Source organism: Pseudoalteromonas sp. SWN29, assembly GCF_015864465.1.
In the GTDB taxonomy this organism is placed as follows: Bacteria; Pseudomonadota; Gammaproteobacteria; order Enterobacterales; family Alteromonadaceae; genus Pseudoalteromonas.
In genome coordinates, this window is record NZ_JADYXE010000032.1 from 17,407 (window position 1) to 32,000 (window position 14,594).

Genomic DNA, 14,594 nt, shown 5'->3' on the forward strand with positions numbered 1-14,594 from the left:
TAGTGCCCAGTATAGGTGATAATTAATTGATAAAGAAAATATTAATCACGTTCTCATTGCTTTATTTAGCTGTCATTTGGTTGGCTTACCCGCTGCAATACTTACCCGTTTATATACCAATATATGTACCAGGTTATGTAAGTGTATTAAGTGCTATAACCTTTTTAATGTATGCATGGGATAAGCGACAAGCTAAACGCTCTTCACATACAAAAGTGAACCGCACACCAGAGCGCACGCTGCAGCTACTTGCATTATTTGGAGGATGGCCGGGGGCATTGCTTGCTCAACAATTACTTCGTCATAAATCGCAAAAGCGACGCTTTATTATTGTGTTGTGGTTATGTATTTTAGTTAATGTGGGATGTAGTATTATCGCTATTTATTTTCCAGATTTATTGTTAGGTTAAAGTATAAATAGGAAAAGGACTTTTTATGACTAATACAAGATCGGCTGGCGTGACTTTAACGCTTATTTTATTTTTATTAATACCAATGCAAGGATGTGCAGACATGTTTGGCTTTTTTAATAAACAAGACGTTACGTTGTCGTTGCCTGTAAAAGGCAGACTATTAAACAAGGGTGAGCCCCAACAGGGCGTTAAAGTAACAAGAGAGCTGATTCATGGTGATACTTATATTGATGAAGCCATAAGTGATAACAATGGTTACTTTTATTTCGATAATAAAACAATACGTACTTCAAAGCCTTCAAACATGTTTTTTAATAGCTCTTTACTACAGAGTATTTATATTGAAAACAAAAAAGATGAAGATTCAATCTTGTGGTACACCACAATACAGTTCACCGAAGAGCAAGCACTGCTGTCTGATATATTAAATAACTTTGAATGCGAACTTAGTAAAGAGGCTATAACGTACGATATACCGATAAAAAACACGGGTCAATTTTATACAGTTTATACACGTTGCAAGTTATAGAAATTAGTGAGAAGTTTTATAAAGCCACTAATGTTCATCTATTAGTGGCTTTAATATGACGATTAACGTTTTAATTGTGCTTCTTTTTGGTTTAGTAAACGAATTATAGGGTTTTGCTCTAATATTTTACTTTTCAAAATATAACCAATAATTAGTCCAGCTATAAAGCCACCAATATGCGCACCATAATCAATGCCATCAGGGCCTGTTACTGCACCAAAAATGTTAAATCCTAACCAAATAGCAAAAAACCATACTGCAGAAAGTTTCTTCTGATAAATTACAAACATAAAAGTAAGGCTTGCATGTCTAAACCACATTAAGTACATGCCAAATAAACCTGCTATGGCGCCACTTGCCCCCACGCCTGGTATATCCGACATTGGGCTTACAATGTAGCTTGCAAACGATGCGAGTAGTCCACAGGTCAAATACCACAACAGAAAGCGTTTATGACCTAAAACATCTTCTAGGTTATCGCCAACGATATATAAAAAGTACATATTGCCGACTAAATGCATTATAGAGCCATGTAAAAATACGCAAGTTAATACAGTCCATAGCTCATTACCTTTGCTTAAATCTGCAGGTGTCATAGCAAAGTTATCAATAACATAGCTAAATGAGCTTGGGTTTAAAAAATAAAGTGCAAAAATCAATGTATTTAAAACAATAAGGCCGCGAGTAACCCAAGGTGTTTTTTGTGGTTTAATATTATATTCAACAGGCATTTGCGTTAAAAATTGGAACAGATAGGTTTTCCAACTTACTTTTTGATTTAGTTCGCCTAAACTCGCTTTTATTTCAGGGCTTTTTTCTACACTTTCAAGCTCATCTTTATCAATCCAGGTGCCATCGCAGTGTCTACAAACATCAATTTCGGTATGAAAAGCTTCAAGTAAATGAAAACGCTCTAAACTTTTTTTACAATCAGGACAGTCAAGCTCAGAAATTCCTAATGGTTCACCAAAGTGAGTTTCAAATTTATCTCCTTCAGGACCGTCATTTATCTCTGAAATCATCCTGTTTACTTCATTTTTTTCGAACCATAAACCGCCACACTCACGGCAAATATCTATTTCTTCACCTTGATAATTGGTTGCTTCTAATGGATGGTCTTTACAATGAGGGCAGTTCTTAGTTAGCATTTTCAAGTTCCTTTAACGAACCAACAGAAATATCATTCTGCTGTAATTCCATTTTTAATTGTTTAGCGCTATTTTTTAATGCTGGTAGTGTTTGAGTTTTAATTAAGTCTGTTATTTTTGCTAATTCGATAGAGGCTTGCTTAGCAGACATTTTGCGATTTATTGCGGCATTGATGATAAAGTCGGCTCGAGAATAAAACCGACGTATTCTAGTTAAAAACTCACTCGGTGTTTCAAGCGTAGTAGGAGAAAATTGCATGGTTTTCCATATATACTGCTCAAGTGTCGGTTTAAAAAACTCCATCTCTGATGTTGGTGGGCTCTTCGCTAAGCGTTCTGCATACTCGGCCACCGTGTTGGCATTATCATTAACTTCGTCATAAAGTGATGTACGTAAATAGTAGTTATCTTCCATTTTACTAAACGAATCAAACTTAAGCGCTTGTTCTAAACCGCTTTGAGCCGCTAAAAAAACACCAAATACAGTAGAAATAACCATAAAAAATTGATTTAACCAAAAGCCAGTGTTTTTTAGTTCTTTATGATCGACCGTTTTAAGGGCTTGAGTGAATTTTTGAGTAACTATAGGTGGTTTTGTATTGTGTTCTGGGGGGGGATTAGTTGGTTCCAATAGCTTATTCCTTAAAGTTTTGCTTCCTTTTTAGGCACGCAAGAATACTTAAAAATTAGCCAGTTAGCAATACCGCTTCTCATATTGGGGATATTTTTAAATATATATTCCAGCATATACAAATAGCTATCCGGTAGGTTTTTACTCAGCTTAAATACCTAATAAAGCGAGTATTTAAGCTAAGGCAGAATTATTTTAAACTTTGAATTGTTTGATTAAGTCATCTAGCGAGTCGGCTAAACGAGAAAGTTCATGGCTCGACATGTTAGTTTGTGTAGCGCCAGAGGCTACTTCTGCAGCTACGTCGCGTATTACTAGCAAGTTTTTATCAATTTCACGAGATACATTTGCCTGTTCGTGAGCTGAAGATGCAATTGTCGCATTTTGACTGTTTATATGCGCAACAGCAGTCGTTATCTCTATTAAAGCTTTGCCTGCTAACTGTGATATATCTAAGCTTTTTTGTGCTTTGTCATGGCTGCTTTGTACTGAAATTACTGTGTTTTTAGTTCCACTTTGAACTGACTGAATCATTAGCTCTATTTCTTTTGTTGATTCACTTGTTCTATGGGCTAATGCACGAACACCATCCGCTACAACAGCAAAGCCTCGGCCATAACTACCTGCTCTTGCTGCTTCAATCGCGGCATTGACAGCCAGTAGATTTGTTTGATCGGTTACATCTCTGATCACATCAAGCACCGATCCTATTTTATTGACCTCTGTGGCTAAGTTTTTGATACCGTCTTGAGTTTTATCGATTTCACTAAGAAGAGCGGTAATAGTAGTTACTGTATCTTCTACTTGTTTTAAGCCAGCTAGCGCTTGTTCATTTGCTGAGTCTGACTCTCGAGATGTGTCGGCTGAGCTTTGCGCAACGTGTTCAGCTGAAACTGTTAACTCGGTAACTGCGGAAATAGCCTGCTCTAACTGCTCATTTTGCGAAATGATACCCTGCGTTGATTGCTCAGTAACAACACTCAGCTCTTCTGATGTAGAGACTAAGTTATGAGATGAGTCTTGAATTTTATTAATGGTATTTCTGAGCGTTTGTTGCATCTGACTCAGTGCTATAATCATGCTTGTGGTTTCATCATTCCCTTCATCGCTAATCGGTTGGGTTAAATCGCCTCGGGCTATGGACTGCGCTAAATCTAAAACGTTGCGCATAGGCTTTATAATACTTCTGGTAAACGACCAAGCAAAAAACCAAACTAAAATAATGGCGACAATTAATGTGATCCAAGCAAAAAAAATGGATTGGTCAAAAACGTATTGTGCTTTAATTTTACCATCACGAATATTTGCTTGCTGACTTTCTACAATATTACTAATAGCTTGCGTTACGCCATCACGAACCTGCTTCATCTCATTCTCTTGAAGGCTTTGAACGCCTTGTAAGTTATTTTCAGCTAATAATTTAATTTGCTGATTTTGTAGAGATAAAAATTTATAAATATCAGATTCAATCACTTCTAATTGGTGTTTTTCATTTTTAGTATTAAGCAGTGGCGCCATTTTTTTTATATTATCGAGTAACGTGCGTTTTGTATTATCGAAAATTTGTTTGTATGAAAGTTGATTCGCTTCAGTTGCATTAATTACATTGCTATTTTGCAACCTTAAATTATAAAAGTCTGAAAGGATAATTAGAGAGGTTTCAAGTGCTGGCACGTTAGTTTCTGCAATCGTATTAATCTCGGTATTTAATAGGTTAAGTCTAAATATTGAAAATAAGCCAACAATAATAACTAATAACCCTATAAAGCTAAAGGCGAGCGCCGAGCGCAGTCGGATTGATATTTTTCTAAGCATGTATAAAACCCAAACAAAAGTGAATAATTTCGAAATATAAAATTATAGATAGGGATATATTAAATATTTATTAATATAAAAGGCGTTTTTATTATTTAAGTTTTATTATAAGTTGTTTTTTATTTATAGAAATAGAGTTTTTGCTTAAAACTCTAAGTGTCTGTTATTTATGTGTTTTAAGTTCGGGTTTTAAAGGGTGGTTGGTTTGTTATGATTTTTATATTGCTTCTTTAAAAATTAATTACTGCACAAAAATGGATTAAATATATTAATTAAAGAAATGGTTGCAAATGTAATGGCGAGACTACAAAGTACTACAAAAAAGATACATATCTGGTGCGGATATAATTGATGAATGACCTATGTATTTGACGGGGTTGGTTAACTGTTAAGCTAAAAATAAAATAAGCGGGCATGATATTATCTAATTTAAATGTAAGTAATTAATATGTATGAGCAAGGCTTTGTTTATCGCATAAGGAAAGTATATTGATCATTATATAATTGATAATACTGAGATTATGGATAACCTGTTTTCACTTTAGCTAAAAGTTAAGCTTTATTTTTCACAGATAAAGGAGCTGACTTTAAAAGCACAGCACCGCTTTTATTCTCGCCTAAATGATCATCCTTATTATAAATAGGGCAGCTTTTGAGCGATAAACAGCCGCAACCTATGCAACCATCAACGCGGTCGCGTAAACGCTGCATATGCGTAATGCGCTCATCAAGTTGCGCTTGCCAATGTTTTGAAAGTGCTGACCAATCTTGTTTAGTTGGTGTGCGGTTGTCGGGTAGGGTGGCTAAGGTGTTTTTAATTTCATCGAGTGTAATTCCCATCGCTTGTGCCGCTTTTATAACCGCTACTCGGCGCAGAACATCGGGTTTATAACGTCGCTGATTACCACTGTTTCGCCAACTACGTATCAAAAATTTTGTTTCGTAAAAGTGAAGAGTAGATACTTTCACACCGCTTCTTTTTGCTACATAGCCAACGGTTAGATTGGCTTCGGTTAATTTTTTTTGTGAAGCGTCCATTATTTTAATCCTTTAGTTGACCTCAATATAACTTGAGGTTTTAAGCTCCTACCACATTAAAAAAGGAGCTAACTAAATGCAACAAAAACTTGAGCGTAGTACTGTTATTATTTATTCAAGCGCACGAAAAAACGGCAATACCACAGCCCATGTTAATAGCTTTGCCGAGCAAAATGATGTGCGTGTAATTTGCCTGGATAATTATAAAATTGCGCCGTACTGTTATAACAAAAACTATAAAAATGATGATTTTTACGCCGTATTTGAAGCGCTTTTAAAGTATGACCATTGGGTGTTTGCCTCACCCGTTTATTGGTACAGCACCACAGTACAAATGAAATTATTTATTGATAGAATAACCGATTACATGGACGATGAAGTATTAAAACCAAAGCTTCGTAGTTTACGTGGTAAGCATTTTTCAGTGCTCTCAAATGCGTCATCAGCCGAAGCTCCCGCTTGTTTTATAGAGCAGTTTAAGAATACGTTTTGCTATTTAGGTATGCAGTTTATTAACCATAGCCATAAAAGTACCCAAAAGGTTGCTTAAATTGCAGCCTTTTTTGGTTGTCTCTGGTAGTTTAGTAATAATCTTAAAAAACACAGGATTGTTTATGAAATACCTATTAATACTTTTACTTATTAGCCCATTTTCGCAAGCGGGTGAAAACCTTATTAAAGGCTTTGGTAGCTTTTATAATGTACCTCAGCATGCACCGATTAATGATTCCACCGTATTTAAAATAGCTTTTGATGTTGGTGATGGTGCTAAAAAAGGTGATCAAAACAATTCAATGAATTCACTTGCCCGCTTTATTAACATGCATGTAGCACACGGTGTAAAACCAGATAACATTCAATTAGCGTTAGTAGTTCATGGTAGTGCTAGCGTTGATGTATTGGCTAGCAGTGAATATAAAGAACGTTTTAAAATGGACAACAAAAATCAAAGTTTAATAAAACAATTGTTGGCCAATAACACCGTAGTTTATGTATGTGGGCAATCGGCTACGCATTATAAAGTAGCGCCAGAACAACTAATAGAAGGTGTGCAAATGTCACTTTCGGCGATGACAGCGCATGCTCAGTTGCAACAACAAGGTTATACACTCAATCCATTTTAATGACTCAAATGACAAAAAACATACTCTGCTTTGGCGATTCTAATACCTGGGGATTAAACCCTATAACGGGTAAACGTTTTAATGAAAATACCCGCTGGACATCGCTATTAGCTAAAAACTTAGGGTGTGACTTTACTGTAATTGAGGCGGGGCAACCTAATCGTACTTTAGTGCATAATCCGCCTTTTGATGGTGTGCTTAGTGGTGTAAGTTATTTAAGGCCTTATTTAGATAAGCACGAGCTCGACTTTATTATTATTGCTCTTGGTACGAACGATCTTAAAAAGCGCTTTAACTTAACACCTCGTTTAATAGCCGATGGCTTAAATGATTTAATTAACTCTATACATATTTATTATCAGCAAGGTAGTACTTTAAAATCTCCTAAAATTATTATTGCTAGCCCACCTAAAATAAGAATTACCGAGCAGTACTCACGTATTTTTGAAGGGGCCGATATAAAAGCAATAGAGCTATCTAACGAATTTAAGTGCGTGGCAGCTAATAATAAATGCGATTTTATTGACCTTAATGCATATATTAACGTGTTTGGCGGTGACGGGATCCATTTTGAAAGTAGCCAACACTTAACGGTAAGCTTTGAAATTACTCAATTAGTTCAAGAATTGTTAAAAATTCCTTAAATCTACCTGTTTGAGTTTAATGCAACTTATGCAATCATCTAAATAAAGTAGTGATATAAATTAATAAGCTCGGGATGCTATGAAAAAGTACCAACAAAAATCGATTATAGCTATTTTAACCGGAGGGTTAGTTTTTGTAACTGGCTGCTTTATTTTGCTTAATTTTTCAGCCCAGCGGTTAACAGCACAAACAAAATCTGATGCTGAGTATATTCTAACTCATATAGATGGTGCAATTGCAGAGAGGCGTCGAATTCTTACCCCATTAAATAAGCTGGCATTTAAACAGTGTGATAACGCGACTCTTCTTGAGATGCGCCGCGCTTTATTTGACGCAAAATATGTAATTGATATAGGCTTTTTTAAAGATAACCAGCTAGTTTGCACTACTGGCGCGGGCTTATTAAGTAAACCAATTAATGACAAACAGCCTGACTTTATTCGAGATGATGAAGAGGTGAGAGTTCGTTTTGAGCCAGAGCTTTATTTATTATTATTTAGTGAACGCCCTATGGAAGTAATTATAGTCAGGCAAGGTGACTATAATTTAATTGTGCAGAGCACGCCTTTTACCAATATCGGAATTATTGCGCCAGATTGGGAGGTTATTTATAAAGCACCAAATGCTTTACATCATTTAGCGGGTAAAGAGGGGGTATATCAGCAGGTAAAAAGTAATGTTTTCTTTCCTTACTCAACTAATTCAGTTTGCAGCTCTACAAATAGTCATTATTGTGTGGTAGTGCACTTACCTTGGAGTCTGTTTTTTTCTAATAATCACTTATTATTAATAATTTCGTTAATTTTAACCTGTTTAGCGGGCATATCGACTGCACTAATTGTTGATGCAAGAATTGCTGCACGTCGCTCTACTAACCAGCGTATCCGTAAAGGGCTTAAAAAGGGATCATTTTATTGGACTTACCAGCCCATTATTTGTTTACAAAGTGGCAAGCTGATTGGTTGTGAGGTACTTGCGCGTTTTGAAGATAAGTACGGGGCTTTATTTCCAGATGAGTTTATTCCGGTTATCAGAAAAAACAATTTAACATGGACTTTTACTAAGGCAATGATTGCTACAGCGATAAAAGAGTTGACCGCTATAGAGGCATTACCTGATGGCTTTAAAGTATCGCTTAATATATTTCCGTGCGATGTAGAGCAAGGTAATGTGTCGTTACTGCCGCAAATTACAGAGCTAACCAATTCACGCTTTATTATTTGTTTAGAGATAACCGAAGACGAATACCTTGATACAAGCATTGCGCATGCTCATTTTAGAACATTAGTTGAATCGGGGTTTAATTTATCATTAGATGATTTTGGTACGGGTTACTCAAATTTAAGAAACTTACAAAATTTAAGTTTTCACCAACTCAAAATTGACCGTACGTTTGTTCAAGATATAGCAACTGAGGGCTTAAAAGCTTCTATGATCCCAAATATTATGGAACTTGTGCATAAGTTTAATTATACCTGCGTAGCCGAAGGGATTGAAACCACAGAACAAGAAGCTATTTTAAAAACAGCGGGTGTACATTACGGACAAGGTTGGAAATATGGCAAGGCTATGACCGCGTCTAAATTTAAAAGTTACATAGCTAATCAACATTTTTAGATCTCAGCTGCCATACTAAACGTATCGTTATGAAATTTAAAAAATTAGGTTTATTATGATCAAATTAATATTAAGTGCTTTTGCATTTTTACTACTTAGCGCATGTACCACGCAATACCCAAACCAACAAATAACAGGGAAGCAGTTTCCAATTATTAACGGCGAAAGCTTAGAACAAAATATGGTAACTATACCTAGCGACTTTAAAGCAGATAAAACACTGCTGCTTATTGGTTACAAGCAAGACAGTCAGTTTGATATAGACCGTTGGTTAATTGGCTTAGACATGGCGGGCGTTACGCTTCCTACCTACGAGCTACCTACTATTGCGGGCATGGCGCCACGCATGTTCAGTACATTTATAGACAGTGGTATGCGCAAAGGCATCCCTAAAGAATTATGGGGCGGAGTAATCACTATTTATAAAGATGGTGAAGCGGTTCAAAAATTTACAGGTAATGAAAGTCCAAATAACTCTCGCGTAGTACTTATTAATAACAGTGGCGAAATTTTATATTTTTATGACCGAGGTTTTTCGGTAGATGCGTTAAATAAATTAAAAGCGAATATTGAGTAGCCTTTAAATTCATTTGTTTAGGTTAATTAAAGTGAAAGGGAGCGAATGCTCCCTTTCTATTGTATTTTATTTAAAACGCGTAACTTACACTAAAACGCGTAGTGCGAGGCATAATGTAGCGACCATTTGGTGAATCTGCATTACGTGGGTCACCCTCCGTGATGCCTTGCTCATCAGTTAAGTTATCAATTGCTACTTGAAGCTTAATACCTTCCATTGGTTCTAGGATGAAACCTAAATCAACTTTCTCATAGCCATCGAGTGTTACCGTATTTTCGTTATTGCCAAAGCGATCATCAACAGCTGAAAGTGTACCGTATAAAGTTGCATACATACCTTGCAGTTCAAAGTCGTAGCTTGGTGTTACACGTACTTGCCATTTTGGTTGGCGCTGCGACTGGTTACCATCGTTTGTTGGGCTCTCTGTAATTTCAGCATCTTGTAAAGTCGTATTTAAATTAACAGAAAAACCAGACTCATGATTAAAGTTGTAATCAAGCTCTATACCGTATGCTTCGTTTGTTAAAATTTCAGCAGGTACGCCAGGTCGTCGTACAAATGTGTCGCCTTTAACTTCATTTACAAATACGGTTGCATAAAAGTCGGTTGATTCAGTAATTAACTTATAGCCAAGCTCGCCTTGAGTTATTTCTTTAATAAGCTTTTCGCCGCCTTCGTAAGCATCAAAGTTATCTCTAAAGTCATCAAAGTACGGCATTTTATAACCACGGTTAACACGGGCAAACACACCTATATCATCATTAATTGAGTAGTTTAACCCTGTAGTCCACGATGTTTTACTTTCATCATAGCTAACGGTTTTAGTAATAATACCGTCAAGGCCCTCATCTACACTGTATTCTACTTCGTGGTTTTCTTGACGTACGCCAACATCAAGCGTAAACGCATCAGCAAATTTGTATTCACCGGTGACATAAAACGCGTTAGTGCGCGCATCACCTGTTGAGCTTATGTCGTAGTTAAAATCACAACCATCGGTGCTTTGATTACATTCAATCCCCGTTAATGCTTCTCCGCCTGATTCAAGTACATGGTATGCAGTGTTACCTAAGCTCCACCAATCTTTTGCTGAAGTACTTGCAGTGTAATACCCAAAGGTTGTTGATAGGTCGCCAAATTTTTTCGAAAAAGCTAAATCATTAGTAAATGAGCTGATTTCTTTAAGTACGACCCATCGACCAAGTTGTTGGACTGGGGTATCGCTTGCGTATTCAGTGTTTGTAACTGCTCCAAATGCAGTTTGGCCGTTATCAGCAACGGCTCCAACCGTTGTTGCTGAGCCACTAGGTACTAAACCGTAGGTATTTGCATCGCCTTTAGTAATGTTAAAGCGATCTGAAAAATGCCAACCATCTTTTAGCTCTAGCTTAATACTACCGCCCGAAACATGGCCGTCCCACCCTCGGCCATCACCTAGGTCAATATCAAGTGCTTGTGCATCGGGGCCTGTAAATATTGTTGCTTGACGATTTAGCGTACCAAGTTGCGTATATTCTGCGTCAATACCATCAACATTAAGGGGTGTTGGTAAGTACCATGCACCGTGATCGTCTGTTTGGCGGGTATAAAAGTTAAGCTCACCGTTGTCTAAATCTTTAGTAATGTTGATTGTAAATTGGCTACCTTTTTCAGAAGTAAAGCCCGCATCACGAATACCCGGAGAGCTTTTTACGTAACCGCCAACCATAAAGTATAAATCGTCAGTAATTTCACCACTCATCACAGCATCAACTCGCTGTAGGTCGTAATCAGATGTTGTGTATTTAAATAAGCCTTCTGTTTCTTCGCCACCACGTTTTAATCTAAAATTGGTTGTTAATCCTGGTTGTCCGTTAGATAAAACAGGATTAGGTCCACCACGTAGAGCTTCTACTGTATCAATAGTTTCATCAATACGAAACATTGATGAGTTTTCTAAAAATGACAATGTTGAAGCAGGATAAATAGGTGAGCCTTCAATACTGAGTGTTAAAAATGGGGCATCACCACCACCAGGAAAACCACGAACAAATACATTAGCGCCCGATTCACCACCTGAGCTTTCTACCCAAACACCAGGTATTGCTTTAAACAAGTCAGCGGTGCTTTTTGGAGACAGTTTAATAATTTGTTCACTATCGATATTAGTTACCGCATAGCTGGCATCTATTTTTCTAACTCCAACACCCGTAGGTGTTCCCGATACCACAATGCGCTCAACTTTCTGTTTTTCTTGTGTTTGCTCTGCTGCAAATGCGCATTGAGTGCTAAGCGCTAAAGTAATTGCACACGCTAATGTGCTTTTTGCTTTATTGATTTTCATGTGTGTGATCCCGTTTAGTGTGTGAAACAGTGTGATTTTTCAGCCTTATCTCTCAAAATTTAATGTAAATAAGCTGTGTATGTTGAAACCTTAGAGATAAATGCAAACGTTTGCAATATTTATTTGTAAATTATTTATGAATTTATATGGTTTATTTATTGAGCTTATTTATCAGATAAACATTTTTTAAGACGTTGTTCGCGCCAGTAAAAAATAATAATGCTATATTGTCAGCAGGTTAGATAATTGTATTAAGCAACCAGAGTTCAGGCTAATTAGTGGCAACCGGCGATTTAGGGAAATCATGAATAATAAAAAAATTAAATTAATTGATTTAGCAAAACTAGCAGGTGTATCGACTTCAACAGTTTCGCGTGCGCTTAATGATAATCCGCTAATTAAGCAAGAAACCCGCGACAAACTACAGCGCTTAGCTAAAGAACATAATTTTAGCCTGAATACTGCTGCAAGCCGCTTGCGTACACAAAAAACCAATGTTGTGGCAGTTATAATTAACCTTGATGAACAAACAGAGCAGTCGATTAGCGACCCATTTTTACTTAAAGTGGTGAGCGAAATTAACCTTGCGCTTAATCAACAAGGGTTAGAGCTTTTATTATCAAACTCAATAATGGCGCAAGACGATTGGGCTAATTACTTTATTAATAGCCGCCGTGCAGACGGCATTATTGTGGTAGGCCAAGGTAAAAACCAAACCAATATAGAAAATGCGGCTAACGCAGGTGTTCCGCTGGTAGTATGGGGGGATCCTAAAACACCCAGTAATTATGCCATTGTAGGAAGTGACAACTATTTAGGGGGCTTGCAAGCAACTACGCATTTAATAGAACATGGAGCTAAAAATATTGTATTTTTAGGTGACCCAGAACACGGTGAAATTAGCGAACGTCATCGAGGGTACTCTGCTGCATTAGCATCCCACAAGTTAGAGCAACATGTTGTATCTATTGATATTACAAGTAGCTCTGCGTACCAATCTATTAACCAATTACTGCGTGAAAAAGGCCTTTATTTTGATGGTATAGTTGCATGTAGTGACATGGTTGCTTTAGGGGCAATGAAAGCCTTAAAAGAGCGCTATGTAAGTATTCCTAACGATGTAGCCTTAGTGGGCTTTGATGATATTGCTATGGCCGACATTAGCCATCCTTCATTATCGACCATCCGACAAAACACACAGTACGCAGCCACGCTATTAGTTCAAAAGCTAATGCAACAACTCGCTGGTGAAAAAGTCGAATCACAAGTCATTGATATTGAATTAATTACCCGTCAATCGAGTAAACGTTAACTTATAAATGATGTTGAGTTAATGTTAAAATAAAAATGCAAACGATTGCATTGGCGGTTATTCTAAATTAAACTCAAACCTCACTGATATAAACACACACAGTGTATGCACTCATTATGGGCATACAATAAGGGTCGTTATAGCGTTTTAATAACGCTCTAAAGCGAGGGCAATTATGAGTAAAACAAAAGTCACACTGGCTATTGCAGCAAGTTACTTTATTTTCGCTATTTTATTAAATAGTGTAGGTACCGTTATTTTGCAGGCAATAAATACCCTAGGGGTAAGTAAAACAGAGGCCTCAGTTCTTGAAGGGTTTAAAGATTTATCCATTGCGGTAATGTCATTTTTAGTGGCTTCGTTTATTCCTCGCTTGGGCTATAAGCTTGCCATGCTTGGGGCACTTACTGTTGTTGCACTTGCTTGTGTAAGTACTGCTTTAATTAGTGACTTTTATGCATTTAAAATTTTATTCGCAGCCATTGGTTGTGGCTTTGCTGTGGTTAAAGTATCGGTTTACTCTATTATTGGCCAAGTAACAGATGATGTTAACAGCCACTCTTCATTGTTAAACACCATTGAAGGCATTTTTATGGTTGGTGTATTAAGCGGCTATTGGATTTTTACTGCTTTTATAGATCCAGACGATTCAACCGCGTGGCTTAACGTTTATTATTTGCTGGCAGCTCTAACCCTAGTTGTTATAGCGAGCGTCATTGCTGCGCCTATAAAGCCTGCTATTGTAAGTAAAACTAAACGCTCAAGCTGGTATGACTTTATAGCTATGCTAAAGCTAACATATCAACCATTAGTGCTCATATTTATAATCAGCGCTTTTTTATACGTGCTAATTGAGCAGGGCGTAGGTACTTGGTTACCCACATTTAATAATGAAGTTTTAAAACTCCCTGTCGCTATTAGTATTCAGTTGGCTAGTATTTTTGCTGCAGCACTTGCGCTTGGGCGCTTAGTGGCAGGGCAAGTACTTAAACATATTAATTGGTTTGCTGTATTGTGCAGTTGTTTAATTGCTATGGCTGGTTTAATACTCATTACCTTGCCACTTACCGAAAATATTACTGAAAATAACGTAACGAGTTTATTTGACGCTCCTCTTGCTGCATTTGTTTTGCCGTTAATTGGTTTTTTTATGGCACCTATTTATCCGGTACTTAACTCCGTTATGCTCAGCGCACTTGAAAAACATCGTCATGCCGCTATGACTGGCTTAATTGTAGTTTTTTCAGCACTTGGTGGCACAACAGGCTCAATAATAACGGGTTATGTATTTGAGCACTTTAGTGGCCAGCATGCGTTTTACCTTTCTTTGGTTCCTATTAGTTTAATTTTTATTAGCGTGGTTTTTTTCAAAAAACGGACAGATGCTATCTCACAACACACAACCACAGCTTAAAAGTAAGG

At 37.0% G+C, this 14,594-nt stretch carries 14 protein-coding genes; 9 read left to right on the top strand and 5 right to left on the bottom strand.

All coding sequences use genetic code 11. The annotated features are described in order from the left end of the window. Positions 1-26: 26 nt before the first annotated feature. Together I6F53_RS13045 and I6F53_RS13050 are read left to right on the top strand one after the other, a co-directional pair. Positions 27-410 (top strand): DUF1294 domain-containing protein, encoded by a 384-nt coding sequence (locus I6F53_RS13045; protein WP_197239821.1) that lies wholly within the window; start codon positions 27-29, stop codon positions 408-410. 25 nt (positions 411-435) lie between these two features. Then, positions 436-942: a transthyretin-like family protein gene (locus tag I6F53_RS13050; protein WP_231616595.1), complete on the top strand. Its 507-nt coding sequence runs from the start codon at positions 436-438 to the stop codon at positions 940-942. A 62-nt stretch (positions 943-1,004) separates the two neighbouring features. On the opposite strand, the gene I6F53_RS13055 is transcribed toward I6F53_RS13050, so the two are convergent. The 4 genes from I6F53_RS13055 to soxR all read right to left on the bottom strand — a co-directional run bounded on the left by I6F53_RS13055 (position 1,005) and on the right by soxR (position 5,574). After that, a complete protein-coding gene (locus I6F53_RS13055) occupies positions 1,005-2,090 on the bottom strand; it encodes a rhomboid family intramembrane serine protease (RefSeq protein ID WP_197239822.1) in 1,086 nt (361 codons plus the stop codon). Further along, a complete protein-coding gene (locus I6F53_RS13060; protein ID WP_197239823.1) occupies positions 2,080-2,721 on the bottom strand; it encodes a hypothetical protein in 642 nt (213 codons plus the stop codon). The genes I6F53_RS13055 and I6F53_RS13060 overlap by 11 nt, the downstream gene beginning before the upstream one ends. Positions 2,722-2,916: 195 nt before the next feature. Continuing rightward, complete coding sequence (locus tag I6F53_RS13065; RefSeq protein WP_197239824.1) at positions 2,917-4,536, bottom strand: methyl-accepting chemotaxis protein; 1,620 nt, start codon at positions 4,534-4,536, stop codon at positions 2,917-2,919. A gap of 552 nt (positions 4,537-5,088) precedes the next feature. Continuing rightward, complete coding sequence (gene soxR, locus I6F53_RS13070) at positions 5,089-5,574, bottom strand: redox-sensitive transcriptional activator SoxR (protein ID WP_197239825.1); 486 nt, start codon at positions 5,572-5,574, stop codon at positions 5,089-5,091. 76 nt (positions 5,575-5,650) lie between these two features. Between soxR and I6F53_RS13075 the strand changes: the two genes are divergently transcribed. From I6F53_RS13075 to I6F53_RS13095, 5 genes are all read left to right on the top strand, one after another. Further along, on the top strand, positions 5,651-6,124 hold the full coding sequence (locus I6F53_RS13075) for a flavodoxin family protein (protein ID WP_197239826.1): 474 nt from the start codon (positions 5,651-5,653) through the stop codon (positions 6,122-6,124). 64 nt (positions 6,125-6,188) lie between these two features. Further along, positions 6,189-6,698, top strand: a complete 510-nt coding sequence (locus I6F53_RS13080) for a DsrE family protein (protein ID WP_197179043.1) — start codon at positions 6,189-6,191, stop codon at positions 6,696-6,698. A gap of 8 nt (positions 6,699-6,706) precedes the next feature. Next, entirely contained in the window at positions 6,707-7,342 is a 636-nt protein-coding gene (locus I6F53_RS13085) for an SGNH/GDSL hydrolase family protein (RefSeq protein WP_197239827.1), read from the top strand. Positions 7,343-7,421: 79 nt separating this feature from the next. Next, positions 7,422-8,960 (top strand): EAL domain-containing protein, encoded by a 1,539-nt coding sequence (locus I6F53_RS13090; protein ID WP_197179039.1) that lies wholly within the window; start codon positions 7,422-7,424, stop codon positions 8,958-8,960. 55 nt (positions 8,961-9,015) lie between these two features. Continuing rightward, a complete protein-coding gene (locus I6F53_RS13095) occupies positions 9,016-9,537 on the top strand; it encodes a hypothetical protein (protein ID WP_165729403.1) in 522 nt (173 codons plus the stop codon). Between the two features lie 70 nt (positions 9,538-9,607). Here I6F53_RS13095 and I6F53_RS13100 read toward each other — a convergent pair whose 3' ends face one another. Next, complete coding sequence (locus tag I6F53_RS13100) at positions 9,608-11,860, bottom strand: TonB-dependent receptor (RefSeq protein WP_197239829.1); 2,253 nt, start codon at positions 11,858-11,860, stop codon at positions 9,608-9,610. Between the two features lie 304 nt (positions 11,861-12,164). On the opposite strand from I6F53_RS13100, the gene I6F53_RS13105 reads away from it, so the two are divergent. Both I6F53_RS13105 and I6F53_RS13110 read left to right on the top strand, forming a co-directional pair. Continuing rightward, positions 12,165-13,172, top strand: a complete 1,008-nt coding sequence (locus I6F53_RS13105; protein ID WP_165729405.1) for a LacI family DNA-binding transcriptional regulator — start codon at positions 12,165-12,167, stop codon at positions 13,170-13,172. A gap of 175 nt (positions 13,173-13,347) precedes the next feature. Beyond that, on the top strand, positions 13,348-14,586 hold the full coding sequence (locus I6F53_RS13110) for an MFS transporter (RefSeq protein ID WP_197239830.1): 1,239 nt from the start codon (positions 13,348-13,350) through the stop codon (positions 14,584-14,586). The last annotated feature ends 8 nt before the right edge of the window (positions 14,587-14,594 follow it).

Bases quoted from the DNA above. Each gene is read 5' to 3' on its own strand.
- I6F53_RS13050 (WP_231616595.1), top strand. From the start codon at position 436: ATGACTAATACAAGATCGGCTGGCGTGACTTTAACGCTTATTTTATTT.
- I6F53_RS13055 (WP_197239822.1), bottom strand. From the start codon at position 2,090: ATGCTAACTAAGAACTGCCCTCATTGTAAAGACCATCCATTAGAAGCA.
- I6F53_RS13065 (WP_197239824.1), bottom strand. From the start codon at position 4,536: ATGCTTAGAAAAATATCAATCCGACTGCGCTCGGCGCTCGCCTTTAGC.
- soxR (WP_197239825.1), bottom strand. From the start codon at position 5,574: ATGGACGCTTCACAAAAAAAATTAACCGAAGCCAATCTAACCGTTGGC.
- I6F53_RS13075 (WP_197239826.1), top strand. From the start codon at position 5,651: ATGCAACAAAAACTTGAGCGTAGTACTGTTATTATTTATTCAAGCGCA.
- I6F53_RS13080 (WP_197179043.1), top strand. From the start codon at position 6,189: ATGAAATACCTATTAATACTTTTACTTATTAGCCCATTTTCGCAAGCG.
- I6F53_RS13085 (WP_197239827.1), top strand. From the start codon at position 6,707: ATGACAAAAAACATACTCTGCTTTGGCGATTCTAATACCTGGGGATTA.
- I6F53_RS13090 (WP_197179039.1), top strand. From the start codon at position 7,422: ATGAAAAAGTACCAACAAAAATCGATTATAGCTATTTTAACCGGAGGG.
- I6F53_RS13095 (WP_165729403.1), top strand. From the start codon at position 9,016: ATGATCAAATTAATATTAAGTGCTTTTGCATTTTTACTACTTAGCGCA.
- I6F53_RS13100 (WP_197239829.1), bottom strand. From the start codon at position 11,860: ATGAAAATCAATAAAGCAAAAAGCACATTAGCGTGTGCAATTACTTTA.
- I6F53_RS13105 (WP_165729405.1), top strand. From the start codon at position 12,165: ATGAATAATAAAAAAATTAAATTAATTGATTTAGCAAAACTAGCAGGT.
- I6F53_RS13110 (WP_197239830.1), top strand. From the start codon at position 13,348: ATGAGTAAAACAAAAGTCACACTGGCTATTGCAGCAAGTTACTTTATT.